The 16,791-nt window shown below is 74.7% G+C and carries 17 protein-coding genes; 6 read left to right on the forward strand and 11 right to left on the reverse strand.

Going from position 1 to position 16,791, the window contains the following annotated elements:
* Positions 1–102: 102 nt before the first annotated feature.
* A complete protein-coding gene (locus DER29_RS05795; protein WP_121396386.1) occupies positions 103–642 on the forward strand; it encodes a DUF1697 domain-containing protein in 540 nt (179 codons plus the stop codon).
* An 87-nt stretch (positions 643–729) separates the two neighbouring features.
* Here DER29_RS05795 and DER29_RS05800 read toward each other — a convergent pair whose 3' ends face one another.
* Positions 730–1,704 carry an MBL fold metallo-hydrolase gene (locus tag DER29_RS05800; protein ID WP_121396387.1) on the reverse strand — a complete coding sequence of 325 codons (975 nt, stop codon included), beginning with the start codon at positions 1,702–1,704 and terminating at the stop codon, positions 730–732.
* A gap of 154 nt (positions 1,705–1,858) precedes the next feature.
* Positions 1,859–2,812, reverse strand: coding sequence for a serine hydrolase (locus DER29_RS05805; protein ID WP_233599651.1), 954 nt, complete (start codon positions 2,810–2,812; stop codon positions 1,859–1,861).
* A gap of 58 nt (positions 2,813–2,870) precedes the next feature.
* Here DER29_RS05805 and DER29_RS05810 point away from each other — a divergent pair, with 58 nt between their 5' ends.
* Positions 2,871–3,827: a LysR family transcriptional regulator gene (locus DER29_RS05810; RefSeq protein ID WP_121399035.1), complete on the forward strand. Its 957-nt coding sequence runs from the start codon at positions 2,871–2,873 to the stop codon at positions 3,825–3,827.
* Positions 3,828–3,900: 73 nt separating this feature from the next.
* Here the strand turns inward: DER29_RS05810 and DER29_RS05815 are convergent, their stop codons facing one another.
* Complete coding sequence (locus tag DER29_RS05815; protein WP_121396389.1) at positions 3,901–4,401, reverse strand: GNAT family N-acetyltransferase; 501 nt, start codon at positions 4,399–4,401, stop codon at positions 3,901–3,903.
* A gap of 130 nt (positions 4,402–4,531) precedes the next feature.
* Here DER29_RS05815 and DER29_RS05820 point away from each other — a divergent pair, with 130 nt between their 5' ends.
* From DER29_RS05820 to DER29_RS05830, 3 genes are read left to right on the forward strand one after another with little or no spacing between them, the layout of a single operon-like run.
* Complete coding sequence (locus DER29_RS05820) at positions 4,532–5,086, forward strand: NADPH-dependent FMN reductase (protein WP_121396390.1); 555 nt, start codon at positions 4,532–4,534, stop codon at positions 5,084–5,086.
* Positions 5,087–5,115: 29 nt separating this feature from the next.
* The gene (locus DER29_RS05825) at positions 5,116–6,126 is read left to right on the forward strand and encodes an ATP-binding cassette domain-containing protein (RefSeq protein ID WP_121396391.1); all 1,011 of its coding nucleotides are present in this window, start codon (positions 5,116–5,118) and stop codon (positions 6,124–6,126) included.
* Positions 6,123–6,974, forward strand: a complete 852-nt coding sequence (locus DER29_RS05830) for an ABC transporter permease (protein ID WP_121396392.1) — start codon at positions 6,123–6,125, stop codon at positions 6,972–6,974. The genes DER29_RS05825 and DER29_RS05830 overlap by 4 nt, the downstream gene beginning before the upstream one ends.
* 60 nt (positions 6,975–7,034) lie before the next feature.
* Here the strand turns inward: DER29_RS05830 and DER29_RS05835 are convergent, their stop codons facing one another.
* The 6 genes from DER29_RS05835 to DER29_RS05860 form a co-directional block, all read right to left on the reverse strand.
* The gene (locus DER29_RS05835) at positions 7,035–8,342 is read right to left on the reverse strand and encodes a hypothetical protein (RefSeq protein WP_121396393.1); all 1,308 of its coding nucleotides are present in this window, start codon (positions 8,340–8,342) and stop codon (positions 7,035–7,037) included.
* Positions 8,339–8,863, reverse strand: a complete 525-nt coding sequence (locus tag DER29_RS05840) for a SigE family RNA polymerase sigma factor (RefSeq protein ID WP_121396394.1) — start codon at positions 8,861–8,863, stop codon at positions 8,339–8,341. Before DER29_RS05840 ends, DER29_RS05835 begins: the two co-directional genes overlap by 4 nt.
* Positions 8,864–8,956: 93 nt before the next feature.
* Positions 8,957–12,391 (reverse strand): AAA family ATPase, encoded by a 3,435-nt coding sequence (locus tag DER29_RS05845; RefSeq protein WP_121396395.1) that lies wholly within the window; start codon positions 12,389–12,391, stop codon positions 8,957–8,959.
* A 98-nt stretch (positions 12,392–12,489) separates the two neighbouring features.
* Positions 12,490–12,891, reverse strand: a complete 402-nt coding sequence (locus DER29_RS05850) for a hypothetical protein (RefSeq protein ID WP_121396396.1) — start codon at positions 12,889–12,891, stop codon at positions 12,490–12,492.
* A complete protein-coding gene (locus DER29_RS05855) occupies positions 12,888–13,148 on the reverse strand; it encodes a hypothetical protein (protein ID WP_121396397.1) in 261 nt (86 codons plus the stop codon). Before DER29_RS05855 ends, DER29_RS05850 begins: the two co-directional genes overlap by 4 nt.
* 16 nt (positions 13,149–13,164) lie before the next feature.
* Entirely contained in the window at positions 13,165–13,863 is a 699-nt protein-coding gene (locus tag DER29_RS05860) for a hypothetical protein (protein ID WP_121396398.1), read from the reverse strand.
* Between the two features lie 212 nt (positions 13,864–14,075).
* Between DER29_RS05860 and DER29_RS05865 the strand changes: the two genes are divergently transcribed.
* Entirely contained in the window at positions 14,076–14,969 is an 894-nt protein-coding gene (locus DER29_RS05865) for a cellulose binding domain-containing protein (RefSeq protein WP_121396399.1), read from the forward strand.
* A gap of 76 nt (positions 14,970–15,045) precedes the next feature.
* On the opposite strand, the gene DER29_RS05870 is transcribed toward DER29_RS05865, so the two are convergent.
* Both DER29_RS05870 and DER29_RS05875 read right to left on the reverse strand, forming a co-directional pair.
* On the reverse strand, positions 15,046–15,951 hold the full coding sequence (locus DER29_RS05870; protein ID WP_148709983.1) for a hypothetical protein: 906 nt from the start codon (positions 15,949–15,951) through the stop codon (positions 15,046–15,048).
* A 186-nt stretch (positions 15,952–16,137) separates the two neighbouring features.
* Positions 16,138–16,767, reverse strand: a complete 630-nt coding sequence (locus tag DER29_RS05875) for a hypothetical protein (protein WP_121396401.1) — start codon at positions 16,765–16,767, stop codon at positions 16,138–16,140.
* Positions 16,768–16,791: the final 24 nt, after the last annotated feature.

Raw genomic sequence — 16,791 nt, forward strand, 5'->3', positions numbered from 1 at the left:
CCAGCACGGCGTCGTGGGCGGCCCGTCCCGCCCCGGCGTCGATGGCCGCGAGCGACGCGACCGACCCCTAGGCTGACCCGTACCGCGGGTCGAGGAGGTCGGGTGGACAGGTGGGTCGCGCTGCTGCGCGGGGTCAACGTCGGCGGCGCGAAGGTCGCCATGGCCGACCTGCGCCGGCTGGTCACCGGCCTCGGCCACGACGACGTGAGGACGTACCTGCAGAGCGGGAACGTGGTCTTCGGGAGCACGGTGCGCGACGCCGACGCGCTGGCGCGGGGCATCGAGCGGGCCATCGCCGACGAACTGGGGCTGACGGTGCCGGTGCTGGTGCGCAGCGGCCGGGAACTCGCGGCGGTGGCCGGCGGCAACCCGTACGCCGACCGGGAGGACGACCCGACGCGGCTGCTGGTGGTCTTCCTCGCGACCGCGCCCGGCCGGTCCGCCGTGGACGCCCTGGCCGTGCCCGGCGGCGAGAACCTGGCGTTCACGGTCGCCGGTCGCGAGGTCTACCTGCACTATCCCGACGGCGGCTACGGCCGGTCGAAGTTCACCAACAACCACCTGGAGAAGAAGCTCGGCGTGGTGGCGACCACCCGCAACTGGCGCTCGGTGCGGGCCCTCGCCGAGATGTCGACGAGCTGAGCCCCCGGCGTCCGGTCCCGCCTCGGCAGCGGACCGGAACGCGACGACGGGCCGCGGGCTTCTGCCCGCGGCCCGTCGTGCCGTCGCTCAGAAGTGGTACGCGGTGTGGTACTCGGGCACGATGACCCGGCTGCGCGGGGAGACCCGGCGGACGGCGGCGAGGAGCGCGTCCAGCCGCTCCCGGTCCGTCGGCGCGACGGGCACGGGGTTGCGCAGCTCGGTCTCGAAGTTGTCGAAGTGCACCGGCACCACGATCTTCGGCCGGTCCAGCGCGTCGAGCAGCCGCTCGGCGTAGTCGGCGGTGGCGGTGCTGCTCGGCAGCGCCACCATGGCCACGTCGGGGGCCAGCCCGGTCAGGTTCCGCTGGTCGAAGTCGCTGGCGCCCATGAAGAAGACCGACGGGCCGCCGGCCACCCGCAGCTGGTAGGCGAGGGTGTCGCCCTCGGGCAGGTCGGCGATGGTCCCCGGCTTCGCCGGCGGGCTGACCCGGACGCCGGGGAAGGCCATCGAGTACGACCTGTTGCGGCTGTGCAGGGAGCCGACCACCTCCACGGTGTAGGCGCCGAAGTCCAGCACCTCCCCGCCCCGCACCGGGCTGAGCTGCCCCGACGGCAGCCCGTACGCCAGCCCGAGGTGGTAGGCGGTCAGCGTGCCGACGACCCGGGCGCCGGTGCGGCCGGCGATGTGCGGCACGTCCATGTAGTGGTCCCAGTGGGTGTGCGTGACGAGCACCGTCTCGGCCCGGTCCACCAGGGAGTCCACGACGTCGGTGCGGACCTCCAGCTTCTTGGCCTGGTCGAAGGCGCCCCTGAACAGCCCCGTGTCGATCCGGCTGAGGAAGGGGTCGACCAGGACGGTCCGGTCGCCGACGTCGACGCGCCAGGCCGACGTACCCCACCAGCGGAAGCTGACCGGGCCGCTGCTGCGGCCGGCCGGGGCGGCGGCGACCGGCGCGGCGTGCGCCGGCGCGGTGAGTGCGGTGCCGGCGAGCCCGCCGGTGGTGACCAGCGCGGTGCTGGCGGCGGCGTCGCGCAGGAAGCGGCGGCGGTCGAGGTTGGGCATGCGGAACTCTCCCCGTCGTGGTGCTGATCGGTCGGCACCGAGCCAATCAGCACGACCCCCGTCAGGTCCAAGATCCATGCCCGACACGGTCGATATCCCGGCGCATATCGGACCAGCTCAGCGGGGCTGTCGACGCCGCGCGCGGCCGGAAGACTCAGCCGGCGCGCAGCACCTCGACGGCGGCTCGGGCGGCCTGGCCCATCGCCAGGTCCACGTCGATGCGGCGGGTGGCGAGCTGCGTGGCGCGGACGAAGACGGCGATGGCGTACCGCCCGCCGTCGGGGTACTCGGCCACGCCGGCCTCCAGGTGCAGACCCGGCAGGCTGCCGGTCTTGCCGGCCACCCGCACGCCGGGCGGGAAGCCGGCGGCCAGCCGGGTCCAGAAGATTTGCCGGGCCATCCAGCCCCGGACCATCGCGCACGCCTCGGGCGGGCCGGCCTCGTCGCGCCAGATCAGGCCGAGCAGCCGGGTGATCTCCCGGGCGGTGCTCGACGTGGTGTGCGCGGGGTCGAACATCCGCATCGCGCGGACCCGCTCGGGCGGCAGGGTGGGGAAGATCCGGGCGAAGTCCGCCTCGGTACGCGCGCCGACGTCGGCGAGCATCGTCTCGACCAGGTGCCGGGGGCCGCCGACGATCCGGGTCCGCGGCAGCCCCAGCTCGGCGGCGAGCATCGGCAGCACGTCCGCCCCGACCCGGCGCAGCAGCAGGTCGGCGGCGGTGTTGTCGCTGACCGACATGGCGAAGTAGGCCAGGTCCCGCAGCGACACCTCGGCGTCGTCGGCGCAGCCGGCGATCCCCCATCCGCCGAGCCGGTCGTCGGCGGTGACGAGGACCCGTTCCCGGGGATCGAGCTGGCCGGCGACGACCTGCCGGGCGAACTCCAGCACCAGCAGCACCTTGAAGATCGAGGCGATCACCACCTGCTCGTCCGCCCGTACCGCCACCTCCCGCCAGCCTGATTCCAATCCGCCCGGCCCCGCGCCGTCGGGCCGCCCGGCTCCCGCGCCCTCGGGCCCGCCGTCGTCGACCGCGTCGAGGTCGACCACGTGCAGGCAGCCGGTGACCCCGATCCGTTCGAAGATCTCGCCGATGTGCTCCGTCGCCACCTGGGCACGGTAGCCGCCGCCCCCGGCCGGCGTCGGGGCACTGGCGTAGGGTCCGGCCGTGGACCTGCTCCGGCACCTGCGGCACTTCGTGGTGGTCGCCGACGAGCTGCACTTCGGGCGGGCCGCCGAGCTGCTCGGCATGGCCCAGCCGCCGCTGAGCCAGTCGGTGCAACGCCTGGAGCGGGAGCTGGCGGTCGAGTTGTTCGACCGCTCCCGGCGGCAGGTGCGGCTGACCGCCGCCGGCCAGTTGCTCCTCGGCGAGGCCGAGGAACTGCTCGCCGGGGAGGGTCGGCTGCGCAACCTGATGCGGCAGGTGCGCGACGGGGTGTCGGGAGTGCTCCGGGCGGGGGTGCCGCCGGAGACCCCCGCGGTCACCCTGCGCGAGCTGCTCGACCGGCTGGCCGGGCGCGCCCCCGGGCTCGACGTGGACCTGCACGAGCTGACCAGCGGCGAGCAGGAGCGGATGCTCGGCGAGGGACGGCTGGACGTCGGCCTGCTCCACCACCCCGTCACCGACGACGGGCTGCGCCTCGGCGCCGCCGTCGACGTACCGCTGGGGGTGCTGCTGCCGCGCGCCTCGGCGCTGGCCCGGGCCCGGGAGGTCGAGCTGGCGGCGCTGGCCGGACTGGACCTGGTGACCGCGCCCCGGGCCACCGCGCCCGGCTGGCACGACCACCTGCTGGAGGTCTGCCGCCGGCACGGGTTCACGCCGGGGCGGGTCCGCCCGGCGCGGAACCCGGAGTTCCTCTTCGGGTTGGTGCTGGCGGGCGGCGGCGTCGCCGTCGAGCCGGCGGCGACGGCGCGCCGGGAGCCCCGGATCGCCTGGCGGCCGATCGCCGGGTCGCCGCTGGTCCGGCGCACCTCGGCGGCGTGGCCGCGCCGGGCCGCGCACCCGGCCGCGCCGATGTTCGGGCAGCTCGCGGCGGAGGTGCTCGCCGACGGCTCGGCGCCCCCGGCACCGCCGCCCGGGCCGGCGCCTCGCCCCTGGCCGGTGCTCTTCGACGAGCCGGCCTGAGCCGGGGAGCACCGGTGGGAAGGCGGTCAGGGGTACGCCACGGCCCGGCCCCCGGGGATGAGCCGGGCTCCGGTCAGGCCGCCAGGTCGAGGCGCCAGTCGTTGGCGCGCATGAGGCGACCGGGCGGGTATTCGAACTCGGTCTCGCCGAGCAGGGTGAAGCCGGCCTTGCGGCAGACCGCGTTCGACGGCGCGTTGTCGACCGACGGGTAGGCGTGCGCCCAGCGATGGTTGCGCCGGGCGCGCACGACGGCCACCGCGGCCCGGACGGCGGCGGTGGCCAGCCCCCTGCCCTGGTGCCCCGGCAGCACGGCCCAGCCCAGCTCGTAGACCCGCTGGTCGTGCCACTCGCGTTCCCAGTAGCCGACGCTGCCCACCCTGCTGCCGTCGGGCAGCACGACGGAGTACATGCACCCCTGCCCGGTGCCGCCGAACCGCACGTAGCGCTCGTGCCGGGCGACGACCTGCGCGTCGGTCTCCGGGCCGCCCGTGTGCTCCCGGATCTCGGGCGCGTTGAGCCGCCGCAGCAGGTCGAGGTCGTCCCCGCACCACGGCTCGATCCGCACGTCGGTCATGAGCCACCCCTTCCTCCGACGCCCATGGAAGCACCCGCCGCCGACATCGCGCCCCGCCAGTTCCGATCTGGCGGGGCGCTGGCCGCCGTCTCGCGCCTGACGGGTGGAACCGGAGCCGGGAGGGGGAGCCATGACGCCGCTGGGCCTCGCCGTGATCATCGGCAGCACCCGGGAGGGACGGGCGGGCGACCGGATCGGCCGCTGGTTCGTCGACCGGGCACGGCGGCGCGACGAGCTGGCGGTGACGGTCGTCGACCTCGCCGAGCACGACCTCCCCGCGGGCTGTCCGGCCGAGCCGACTCCCGCCGTCCGGTCGTTCGTCGCGCAGGTCGCGCGGGCGGAGGCGTTCGTCGTGGTCACCCCCGAGTACAACCACAGCTTCCCGGGCTCGTTGAAACAGGCGATCGACCACGCGTACGACGAGTGGCAGGCCAAACCGGTCGGCTTCGTGTCGTACGGGTGCGGTTCCATTGGCCTGCACGCTGTCGACCAGCTCCGGACGGTCTTCACCGCACTGCACGCGGTCACGATGCGCGATGTCGTCGGCGTCGACCTGCTCGACGGCGCGCCGTCACCCCCGACGGCCGACCGGTGCGAACGCGCCGCCGACGTCCTGCTCGACCAGCTCCACTGGTGGGGCCTGGCCCTGCGCGACGGTCGCGCCGCGCGCCCGTACGTCTCCTGAACGTGTGACACATGAGGAAGGTAGGGAGCATGACACGCACCACCGGCCTGGCCATCGAGGCCGAGGGCCTGACCCGATCGTTCGGGGCCACCCGGGCGCTCGCCGGCATTGATCTCCAGGTCCCCGCCGGCACCGTCTACGGGCTGCTCGGGCCCAACGGCGCCGGCAAGACCACGGCGGTACGGGTGCTGGCGACGCTGCTGCGCCCCGACGGCGGACGGGCCCGCGTCTTCGGGCACGACGTCGTCACCGAGGCCGACGCCGTACGCGCACGGATGAGCCTGACCGGCCAGTACGCCTCCGTGGACGAGGACCTGACCGGGTTGGAGAACCTGATGCTCCTCGCCCGCCTGCTCGGGCACGGAAAGCCGGCCGCCCGGGCGCGCGCGGAGGGCATGCTCGCCGCGTTCGGCCTGACCGAGGCGGGCGACCGGCAGGTCAAGAAGTACTCGGGCGGCATGCGGCGGCGCATCGACATCGCGGCGAGCATCCTCAACACCCCCGACCTGCTGTTCCTCGACGAGCCGACGACGGGCCTGGACCCGCGCAGCCGCAACCAGGTGTGGGAGATCGTCCGGGCCGTCGTGGCGCACGGCACGACGGTGCTGCTGACCACGCAGTACCTGGACGAGGCCGACCAGCTCGCCGGCCGCATCGCGGTGGTGGACCACGGCCGGGTGATCGCGGAGGGCACCCCGGGCGAGTTGAAGTCCTCGGTCGGCTCCGGCACCGTCCACCTGCGGTTGCGCGACCCGGGCCAGCGGCCGGAGGCGGAGAGGCTGCTCCGGGCGGCCCTCGGCGTGCCGGTGCAGCTCGCACCCGATCCGGTCGCGCTGACCGCGCGGGTCGGCGGCGACGGCAGCGACCTCGACGCCAGCGAGCAGGCGGCCCGCGCGCTCGGGGACCTGGCCCGCGCCGGCATCCTCGTCGACGACTTCTCCCTCGGTCAGCCGAGCCTGGACGAGGTCTTCCTGGCCCTGACCGACCACCCCGCCGTCGCGGCCGACGAGCGGGACGACCAGCTGGAGGCAGCCCGATGACCAACGCCACCACGACCGGGCGCGCCCCGTCCGTCTACGTACCGTCGGCGGAGGCGCTGGCCACCGTCCTCGCGCCGGGCGCGCGACCGCCCCGACCCCACGCGCTGTCGGCGTCGCTGACGTTCGGCTGGCGCGCGCTGCTGAAGATCAAGCACGTGCCGGAGCAGCTGTTCGACGTGACGGCGTTCCCGATCATCATGGTGCTGATGTTCACGTACCTGTTCGGCGGTGCCCTCGCCGACAGCCCGCGCGACTACCTCCAGTTCTTCCTGCCCGGCATCATGGTGACGAGCGTCGTGATGATCACCATGTACACCGGCGTCGGGCTGAACACCGACATCGAGAAGGGCGTCTTCGACCGGTTCCGGACGCTGTCGGTCTGGCGGCCCGCCCCGCTGGTCGGCATGATCTTCGGTGACGTGCTGCGGTACGTGCTGGCGGCCGTGGTCATCCTCGGCGTCGGGCTGGTGCTGGGCTTCCGGCCCGACGGCGGGCTGCCCGGCGTGCTGGCCGGGATCGGCCTGCTGGTGATCTTCTCGTTCGCGTTCTCCTGGGTCTGGACGTTCTTCGGCCTCGTCCTGCGCAGCGAGAAGTCCGTGATGGGCGTGAGCATGATGGTGCTCTTCCCGCTGACGTTCCTCAGCAACGTGTTCGTCGACCCTGGCACGATGCCCGGCTGGCTCCAGGCATTCGTCAAGGTCAACCCGATCTCGCAGCTGGTGGCCTCGGTGCGCGCGGTGATGTCGGGCGGCTGGGACGCGTCGGCCACGATGTGGACGCTGGTGTGGAGCGCCGGCTTCCTGGTCGTATTCGGCACGCTCACGATGCACCGCTACAACCGCCGCTGATCCTGCCGACGACGGGCACCGCCACTCAGGTGGCGGTGCCCGTCGTCGTTCGGTGGCCGGTTAGGAGTCGACCCGGACGTTGGTCACCGTGCCGCCGGCGGCGGTGACGCGTACCTCGGTGGCGTCGGCGGGAAGCAGCGCCGCGCCACGCCCGGCGTCGTGCCACCGCCCGGCGCCGATCCGGTAGCTCAGCGCCGCGCCCTCGGTGGCGACGAGGACGCCCTGCCCGTCCGGCAGCCGCAGCCGCACCGGCAGCGGCGTGGTCCAGTCGATGAACCCACTGGCCACCGGATGGAAGGGCGCCCCGCTGTGGGCGAGCAGTGCGATCGCGCGGGCGGGGTCGTCGTTGTACTGGACGGTCTGGAGCAGCAGCTGCCGGCCGTCGGGGGTCGCTCCGTAGACGGTCAGGCGGGGAGACTCCCCCTCCCGGTGGGTGCCGCCGGGATCGACGTGGGCGGCGAGCGCCTCCGTCTCGAAAGGGTCCCTGCCGACCTGCGCGGCGGGGGCGTCGCCCCACACCCGGTCCGCGCCGGGCAACGTGTAGGTGAGCTGTCGCGGCGACGTACTGTCCTTCCCGTTGAAGAGGATTTCCGCCGCATTGGTGATGTGGACGACGTTCGCCATGCTGACTGGCGTCCGGGAAAGGGCGACGGTCACCCTGTCGCGCTGCGGCGGCACCGACAGCACGGCGGCCCCGTCCCGGAAGGCCACCGGCTGGAAGGTGCGCTCGATCCGGCCGTCGGCGGCGTACCGGAGTGTCGGTGAGAACTCCACCGGGTGTCCGGCGTCGAGCACGACCAGCACGTCGCGGCGCGGCCCGAGCAGCACGGCCTGTGAGTTGCCGTCCGTGCCGGAGTCCACGAGTGTCTCGGTCGTCATGACCCGCGGTCCGGCGGCGGTGGGCTCGACGAACGCGGCCAGGCCGATCTGGCGGGCGCCGTCCGGGCTGGACACCACCGGGTTGCTTTCGGTCCGGTGCGCGACGTAGGCGGCGGGCCCGGCCGGCGTGTCTCCCGCCCAGACCACGTGCGGATCGCCCCGGAGGCCGCTCCCGAGTTGCCTCGCCCGATGCCGCCACGCCTCGCGAACCTGTCGCAGATACGCCTCGTCGCCGGCCAGGTCGCCGCGGGCGGGTTCGTCGAGCAGCGGCGAGGCGACCTCCACCGCCGCCCCGTCGTCGGCGAGGTGGAGCGCACCGCCGACGGGTACCGCCACCACGGCCGCGCACAGCGCGGCCAGGACGGCTCGACGCCGCAGCAACCGGCGACGCCCACCCCGTCGCACGTCGTCGAGCAGGGTCGGCGGGCCGACGAGGTCGTCGGTCACCCGACGCAGGACGCCCCGCACGTCGGTCTCTTCGATGGTCATCGCGCACTCCTGGTGTCGGTCGGGACGGACAGGACGAGATGTGACCCGGCCACCGCCTCCCGGAGGTGGGCGAGGCCCCGGGAGGCGTGGCTCTTCACGGTGCCCTCGGAGCAGCGCAGCGCCCCGGCCACGTCGGCGACCGACAGGTCCTCCAGGTAGCGGAGCACGACGGCGGCGCGCTGCCGGGGCGGCAGGGTACGCAGCGCCGCGACGACCGCCTGGCGCAGCGCGATGTCGTCGGCGTGGTCCCGGGCGACCCCGTCGTTGTCGCCCAACGCCTGCTCCGGCCGCCGGGCCCGCCGCCGCCACCGGTTGATCGACCGGTTGACCAGGGCCCGCCGGGCGTACGCCTCCGGGGAGGTGCGCACCCGGCGCCAGCGCACGTACACCTGCTCCAGTACCTCCTGAAGCAGGTCCTCCGCCGCGTGTCGATCGCCGGTCAGCAGGTAGGCCACCCGCAACATCGCCACGGACCGGGTACGGACGAAGTCGTCGAACTCCGCGCCATGCGCATCTCGCATCTGGCCCCTCCCGCTCTCTCAGTCAGCAAGACACCGCGGGGGGCTGCGGGGTTTACCGGCTCTCGATGCCGGCGGTCGACCGGTGCCCGGGGGTTAGAGGCGCCAGGGCAGTGGCCCGGGCGGGAGGTAGCGGCAGGTGCTGCCCGTGGAGACGGTGTCGCGCAGGTGGGCGGCGAGGCCCGGGTGGCGCTGGTCGAGCTTGCGCAGCGCGTCCCGGATGCGGGCGGTGACCGTCTTGCGGGCCCGCTCGGCCTCGTCGCCGAGGCGTCGGCTGCGGCCGGCCAGTCCGGCGGCGGCGCGCAGCTCGGCGAGCAGGGCGCCGCGCTCGGCGTCGAGGTCGGCCAACCTCCGCCCGTCGCCGCGCTCGGCGGCCCGGTCGATCTCGTCGTCGAGCCGTTCGAGGTGCCGCCGGTAGCGGGCCTTGGCCTCGTCGTCGAGGACCGGGTCGCCGCCCATCCGGCGGGCCGCGACCAGTTCCGGCCCGGCGGCCGGGTCGAGCAACTCGACCGCCGGGACGTCGACGCCCGGCCGGCTCAGCAGCACGTGCAGGTCGCGCAGCCCTTTCACGTCGGGCAGGTGCACCACCACGCCGGCGTAGGTGAGCTGCCAGACCGGCCCGTCGCGGCGGAACCCGTACGCCTGGTCCGGCTGCTCCCCCACGGCGGACGGGTGCGGCCCGGCGGCGACCGCCCGCGCGGCGTGCGACCCGGTCACCGCCGCCTGCGGACCGGCCGACCCGGCGGCGACGGCCCGTGCCGGGCCGGCGACCGGAGCGCCGGCCGACGCCGGCTGCGGACCGGCGGGCGCGGCGACGGCCCCCGGCCGGCCGGCGGCCGACGCCTCGGCCCCCGTCGGCGGCCCGCCGGCCAGGCGACGGGCCGTCCGGTCCATGCCGAGGTCGGTGGCGTCGCGGGCGGTGGTGACGCGCAGCGCGGCGGCGGCCGCCGCGTCGCCCGGACGGTCCCGACCGGTCAGCGCGTCGGCCAGCGCGGCGCGGGCCAGGACCGACCACGGGCGGGCGCCCAGCCGGTCGGCGGCGTCGCGGGCGGCCGAGAACCCGGCCACCGCGTCGTCCCAGCGTTCCTGCGCGGCGTCGACGAGGGCCAGCCAGTGGTCGACGGGGCCGCTGAGGTCGCAGCCGAACATCGCCGACATCCACTGCCCGCGGTGCGGTCGCAGCGCGTCCCGGGCCTCGGCGCAGCGCCGGGGGTCGCGGCTCGCGGCGGCGACCCCCGCGCGCAGCCGCAGCCACAGCGGCGACACCGATCCCGGGTACGTCGTGCCGGCGGCCTCGATGCCGGTGGCCACCCGAAGAGCCGCCTCGACGTCGCCGCGCTCGGCCGCGGTGACGCCACGGAGGAGTTCCGGGTGGGGGTAGCCGGTCGAGGACAGCTCGTCGAGGAGGGCGTCGACCTCGTCGGGCCGCCCCTGCAGGTGCAGCCGGGACCAGCGCAGGTGGTGGCCCATGAAGGCGAAGTCGGAGTGGTCCCACTCGCTGAGGCCGGTCAGCTCGTCAACCAGTTCGTCGGCCCGGGCGAAGTCGCCACGGAAGGCCGCGATGATGGCGTCGTCCATCGTGGCGGCCGCCCGGTGCCGGGCGTCGCCCTGGCGGGCCCCGGCGGCGAAGGTGGTGAACTCGTCGTGGTAGCGGGGGTCGCCCAGCTCCAGCAGGGCGACCCAGCGCAGCGCGGTCGCCCAGAGCACGGTCTCCCGGTCGCCACCGCGGCGCGCCACGTCGCGGATCTCGGCGGTGATCGCGGCCCGGTCGCGGGCCGAGCCGAGCCCCCAGGTGGTGTCGTGGCGGGCCCACAGGCTGAAGGTGAGCGCCTCGTCGTCGTGCCCGCGCCGGGCCAGGGATTCCGTGGCGGCGATCAGGTCGGTGACGATCGTGCTGACCGGGACGGCGCCCGCGGACTCGCCGATCAACCGCTGGTGCGCCTCCCGCAGCACGCCCTCCGGGTCGGCGAGCCGCCCGGGGCCGTCGGCGTGGCGGCGGTGCACGACGAGGGCGACCCGGGCCAGCACCACCGGGTCGTCGGCCGCCACGGCCAGCGTGGCGGCCTCGGCTAGCAGCCGCCGGGCCTCGTCGCCCGCGCCCGTGTGGTGCAGCAGTTCACCCAGCTCGATCATGATCTTCACGCGTCGGGTCGGGTCGTCGGCGACCTCGAGCGCCCGGCGGAAGTGGACCACCGACTCGTCCACGGCCAGCCGACCGGCCGCGGCGCGGGCCGCGGCGACCAGCAGCTCGGCGGCGCGAGCCGGGTCGAGGTGGGCGCCGGCGAGGTGGGCGTGCCGGGCCAGGTCGGCAGGGATCAGCCGCTCGGCGAGCGCCGGTGCGCCGTCGACGGCCCGGACGACCGCCGCGTGCCGGGAGCGCCGGTCGTCGTCGGGCAGCGCGTCGTAGAGGGTCTCCCGCACGAGGTCGTGGACGAAGGCGAACCGGCCGCCGCCACGGGACACCACGAGCCGGGCGGTCACCGCCCGGTCGAGCAGCCGGTCGACCTGCGCCGCCGGCGTGCCCGCGCAGGCGGCGAGGACGGGACGGTGGAACTCCCGGCCCAGCACGGCGGCGGCGGTGAGCGCCTCGACGACCGCCGCCGGCAACTGGGCGAGACGGCCCCGCACCGCCTCCCGTACGCCCGGGGGGATCGTGCCGATCCGGCCGTCGGCACGCCAGATCCGGGCGGTCTGCTCCACGAAGAACGGGTTGCCACCGGTGCGCCGGTGCGCCTCGTCGAGGAGACCGGCGTCCGGCGCCCGGCCGGCCGCGCGGGTCATCAGCGCGGCCACCTCGTCGCGGGACAGGCCGGTGAGGGTGAGCGTGGTCGCCTTCGCCACCAGCGGCATCAGCAGCCCGCGCAGCGGGTGGTCGGGGGACTCGACCTCGGCGTCGCGGTAGGTGCCGATCAGCAGCAGCCGCTCGAACCAGGTGTGCTGGGCGGCGAAGCGCAGCAGCCGCATCGAGGCGGGGTCGGCCCAGTGCAGGTCGTCGAGCACGACCACGACCGGCCGGCGCTGGGACACCGCGACCAGCGCGGTGGTCACCGCGTCGTGCAGCGCGAACTCCTCCTGGTCGACGCCGTCGTCACCGGTCGGCCGGCCGGCCGGCTCGCCGGTGGCGCCGTCGACCGCCCCGGCATCGCCGTCGACCGCCCCGGCGTCGCCGTTCGCCGGCTCCCCGGCGGTGCCACCCGTCGCCTCGCCGAGCAGCGCCGCCAGGGCCGGCTCGGCCGACTCCCGGGCCAGCGCCCAGTCGTCGGCCGAGCGGCGCAGGCCGCGCAGCACCTGCACCCAGGGCCAGTAGCCGGGCGCGCTGTCGGAGTGCCAGCAGGCGGCGCCGAGCACCAGCGCGCCCCGCCGTCGGGCCTCGCCGGCCGCCGCCGTGACCAGCGTCGTCTTGCCGATGCCGGGTTCCCCGGCGACGAGGACCAGACCGCCGTGGCTGGTGGTGACCCGGTCGATCTCGGCGCGCAGCAGACCCGCGGGATGCTCCCGCCCGATGACGTCCTCGTCGTACCGCGGATCCATGACGCACAGACCGTAGCGGAACGGTGGGACATCGCGAGCCCTTTACCCGGCGGGCGGCGCGATCCTCCGGAGAGGGAACGACGCCGTCAGGCCGGGGTTCAGCGGGCGTCGGTGACCACGTGGGAACAGGCGGCGCAGGCGGCACGGCCCTGCTCGGCGTACCACCGGCAGGTCCGGCGGATCGCGCAGCGGGGCAGGTCTTCCTCCGCCGGACCGGCGGCCTCCTGGAAGGACGCCGCCACCCGCTCGCCCAGGCCGCAGTGCTCGCCCGTCCAGAAGCCGCACTTCGCGGTCACGCACGGGCCGGCCAGCCGGTAGCGCGACTCGACCGGAGTGTCCGTGCCGGCCTGGGCGAGGGCGACCTCGGCCGGCAGCGGGGGCGTCACGTAGGCGACCCGCCCCGCCGGAGTGATCATGCCGAGGAACACCGTGGCGTTGGCCGCGGGGGTGCTCGGGCACATCCGCTCCGGCGGGTCCGGCCGGTGGGCGGCGTCCGTCACCGCTGCATCCAGAAGCCGATGTCGTTGATCTTCTGGCCGAGTTCCTGGGCGAACGGGCCGTCGATGACCCACATGCCGTACCACTCGGGGCGGAGCTTGAGGTTGGCGTGCCCGACGGCGAGCGGGGTGGTCAGTCTGCTGCCGGAGACGGAGAGGGCGTTGAGGCCCGCCTTCTGGATCTCGCTCGCGATCAGGCTCTGCTGTTCGGTGGTCAGGTCGACGCCGTCGACGACGAAACGGAATTCGCTGCGTGCCATGTCCTACCTCCGGTGGTCAGTACGATTCGGTCCGCAGCCCGCGCCGCAGACTCGCTCTGGTGAACGCCGCCCAGCCGGAGCGGGAGGCGGGGTCGATCGCGTGCCCGGCCCGGCTGACGTGCTCCCGCCAGTTCGTCGGGTCGGCCGTGCGCAGCCCCCACAGCTCGCGGCAGGCGGTGACCGCGAACGCCACCTGCTCGCCCGAGCCGCTCCAGCCGGCGGGGCCGTCGGCCACCCGCAGTGCGCCGTCGGCCTCGACGCGCACCGCCGGGAAGTGATGGTGCAGGCTGGCGAGGGTGGCCAGGTGGGCGGCGTCGGACCGCCCGGCGGCGAAGGCGTCCCGCGTCTCGTCGTCGCGGGTGACCCGGATGGCGTGCAGGGTGAACGTGTCGCCGCCGGCGCCGACCCGGCCCTCGACCTCCACGGGTGTGCTCCAGACCCGGGGCGAGTTGGCCGACCAGAAGGCCAGCCAGGCGTCGAGGCGTTCGTGGAGGTCCGCCTGGAAGCGGGCCGGGCCGCCGGCGAGCCGGGCGCCCGCTATCCGGTCCCGGACGACGAGATGCCGGGCCCCCCGCGCCGGGGGCGCCTCCCCGGCGGGTGCTGCGGTGGATGGCGCGGCGTGGGCGGCGGCCGCCCCGGTGACGGTGACCGCCGAGGCCGCGGCGGCGCCGAGCAGGATCCGGCGCCGGGACAGTGAGGTGTGGGAATTGTTCATGGTCCGCCTTTCATGGACGGCCTGTATCACGACACGCTATCGACAGACGTAGATCAGGAGGGGCGCTCCGCTATCGGTGAACCGACACCGCCGCCGGTGATCGACGGCGGCGGAATCCCGGTCGATGTGCTGTCGGCCGCCGCCGCGCCCGCCGGGTCGGATGCGCGCCTAACGATTGATAAGCGTCCATCAATGCTCGTAGCATCCCCGTCATGCGTGCCCGTCGCGTCACCATCGCCGCCGTCCTCGCCGCGCTGCTGAGCTCCTTCGCCGTCGGCGCCGCACGGGCGGACGACACCCCGGCGCTCACCACGCCCGGCAGCCCCGTCGTCGTGGTCGACGAGCCCCACCACCTCACCCTCTCCTGGACGCCCTCGACCTGGGTGGGCGAGCCGGCCGGCGAGGAACCGATCACGTACGAGGTGCGGGCGCAGCTGGGCCCGTACGTCTACCGAAGCCTCGGCAGCACGACCGGCACCACCCTGACGCTGACCAACCTGGCGCCGGGCAGCGAGTACCGGCTCGTCGTCAGCGCCTACACCCTCGGCGGCTACTCCGAACCCTCCCCCGTCACCGGTGTCCGCACGGCGTACGGACGGGCGAAGGTCAGCTACCTCAACCTCGACTGGTCACCGACGGACAACCAGATCCAGCACGTCCTCCAGGTCACCAACACCGGCACCGCGCCGCTCGACCTGGCCACCGTGCGGGTGCGCTACCACCTGGTGTTCGAGGGCGGCAACACCTCCCTCGTGCTGAACTGCGACTGGGCGGCGCTGGGCTGCGACAGGATCCGCCGCAGCATGACGTACTTCCCGCCGCCCCTGCCGCCCGGCGGTCCGCCGACGCCCACCCCGACGCCGACCCGGTACCCGCTGCCGGGCACGCCGGTCCCCGGCTGGGTGGAGCTGACCTTCATCGAGGGCGTCCTGGCCCCGGGCGCGTCGTCCGGGCCGATCCAGCTGCGCCACCACCGGCACGGCTGGACCGACATCGACGAACGCGACGACCCGAGCTGGCGCGCCGCCACCGGCCGGTGGACCGACAACAGCCGGATCACCCTCGACGTGGACGGCGTACGCGAGTTCGGCGACACGTTCGCCTGAGGCGCGCCGACCGTGCAGGGCCGGCCGGTGGCACCGCCCCCGGGTCGGGGCGGCACCACCGGCCGGTGCGTGGTGACTACGCCGTCGCGCAGATGGCGTACGCGGTGTTGGTCCAGTTGCCGGTGAAGGTGTCCTCCTCGTACGCGCCGGAGGTGACGGTGGCCGGCGCGGCGGCCGGGCCGCCGTTGGGGCGGAAGTCGTCGACGACGCCCTCCCCCATGATGCCGTTGAGCTCGTAGCCGGATCCGGTCAGCACCTTCCCGAACGGGCAGGCCGCGGCGACGCTGTGGAAGTCGTTCGAGTCACTGGGGCTCACCGCGGAGGCGCGGACCAGGCCGGCGAGGGGGTTGGCGCAGATCGCGTACGCCGTCGCGGACCAGTTGCCGGCGAAGGCGTCGGCCTCGTACGCGCCCACGAAGACCGAGGTCGGCGCGGCGGCCGGGCCGCCGTTGGGCCGGAAGTCGTCGACGACGCCCTCGCCCATGACGCCGTTGAGCTCGTAGCCCGTCCCGGTCAGCACCTTGCCCACCGGGCAGGCGGCCGTGACGCTGCGGAAGTCGTTCGAGTCGCTGGCGGTGGTCGCCAGGACCCGCACCAGGCCCGCGAGCGGGTTGGCGCAGATGGCGTACGCGGTGAGGGACCAGTTGCCCGCGAACGCCTCCGCCTCGTACGCCCCGACGGTGACGGCGGTCGGCGCGGCGGCCGGGCCGCCGTTGGGGCGCAGGTCGTCGACCACCGCCTCGCCGGTCGCTCCGTTGAGTTCGTAGCCCGTCCCGGTCAGCACCTTGCCCACCGGGCAGGTCGCCGTGACGCTGCGGAAGTCGGTCGAGTCGCTGGCGCTCGTCACGGCGATGCGCACGAGGCCGGGGACGGCGGCCGAGGCGGGAGTGGCGGGGACGACCACTACCACCGCCACGGCGAGGCCGACGGCGATCCTAAGCGCGCGGGGGCCGAGCCGGCGGGCTGTTGCCTGAGCTGACATCTGACTCTCCTGTCTGTCGCCCCGGCCGGCGAAGGCCCGCGTCACGACGGGCGGTGCACGCGCCACCGAGGCACTCCGAATGACGCGCTCACGCTACGTAGTCAGCTGACCAGGCATTATCTCCAAACCGACTACGTCCGGTAACCGACTCGGTGCACGCTCCTCGTCAGGTGACACGACGACGGTTCACGGTCCGGCGCGCCTCCCGGGCAGCGGCAGGTCCTCGACGTGACCCCACTCCAGCTCCCGATTTCCGATGAGCGCCGCCTCGCCCCAGGACACCCGGAGCAGGCCCGCGTCGGAGTTGCACGCGAAGCCGACCAGCAGCACGCTCGGCCGGGGAGCCAGCTTCTCGATGGCCTCCCGAAGGGCCGAGCGGTCCCGCTCCTCCTCGGGCGTCAGCGGCATCAGCGGCAACGGCACCTCCCGGTGGCTCGGCTCGGGACCGAAGAGGATCAACCGGCTGAGGTCGTTGCCCGGCCGGACGTCCCTCATGTCGACGTCGCCGCGCTTCGCGTACCGCCAGGGCAGCAGGAGATGGTCGCGGCAGATGGTGACGCGCACTTGGGCGCGGGGAGGATGGACGTCCGTCACGCCGGGGAGTTCCATCAGGTGCTCGTGCAGCACCTCGTACTGCTGTTTCCAGCGCACCGGCCCGAACGCGTGGTCGGTGTCGAGTGCCGACGCCTCGCGCGCGCCTCGTGCCAGCTCGACGGCGCGATGGAGGGCGGCCGGAATCTCCTGGCGCAGGGCAGCCGCCAGCGGGTGGCCGAACCTCTCGACCGACCACCGGGATGGACCGCCGGAAGCATCCACACCATCACCTCATGTGCTCGCCCA

The organism is Micromonospora sp. M71_S20, assembly GCF_003664255.1.
Taxonomy (GTDB): Bacteria; Actinomycetota; Actinomycetes; order Mycobacteriales; family Micromonosporaceae; genus Micromonospora.

Excerpts from the sequence above, each read along its gene's own strand:
- DER29_RS05825 (WP_121396391.1), top strand. The coding sequence starts at position 5,116 with ATGACACGCACCACCGGCCTGGCCATCGAGGCCGAGGGCCTGACCCGA.
- DER29_RS05840 (WP_121396394.1), bottom strand. The coding sequence starts at position 8,863 with ATGCGAGATGCGCATGGCGCGGAGTTCGACGACTTCGTCCGTACCCGG.
- DER29_RS05845 (WP_121396395.1), bottom strand. The coding sequence starts at position 12,391 with ATGGATCCGCGGTACGACGAGGACGTCATCGGGCGGGAGCATCCCGCG.
- DER29_RS05820 (WP_121396390.1), top strand. The coding sequence starts at position 4,532 with ATGACGCCGCTGGGCCTCGCCGTGATCATCGGCAGCACCCGGGAGGGA.
- DER29_RS05815 (WP_121396389.1), bottom strand. The coding sequence starts at position 4,401 with ATGACCGACGTGCGGATCGAGCCGTGGTGCGGGGACGACCTCGACCTG.
- DER29_RS05830 (WP_121396392.1), top strand. The coding sequence starts at position 6,123 with ATGACCAACGCCACCACGACCGGGCGCGCCCCGTCCGTCTACGTACCG.
- DER29_RS05860 (WP_121396398.1), bottom strand. The coding sequence starts at position 13,863 with ATGAACAATTCCCACACCTCACTGTCCCGGCGCCGGATCCTGCTCGGC.
- DER29_RS05800 (WP_121396387.1), bottom strand. The coding sequence starts at position 1,704 with ATGCCCAACCTCGACCGCCGCCGCTTCCTGCGCGACGCCGCCGCCAGC.
- DER29_RS05870 (WP_148709983.1), bottom strand. The coding sequence starts at position 15,951 with ATGTCAGCTCAGGCAACAGCCCGCCGGCTCGGCCCCCGCGCGCTTAGG.
- DER29_RS05855 (WP_121396397.1), bottom strand. The coding sequence starts at position 13,148 with ATGGCACGCAGCGAATTCCGTTTCGTCGTCGACGGCGTCGACCTGACC.
- DER29_RS05865 (WP_121396399.1), top strand. The coding sequence starts at position 14,076 with ATGCGTGCCCGTCGCGTCACCATCGCCGCCGTCCTCGCCGCGCTGCTG.
- DER29_RS05835 (WP_121396393.1), bottom strand. The coding sequence starts at position 8,342 with ATGACCATCGAAGAGACCGACGTGCGGGGCGTCCTGCGTCGGGTGACC.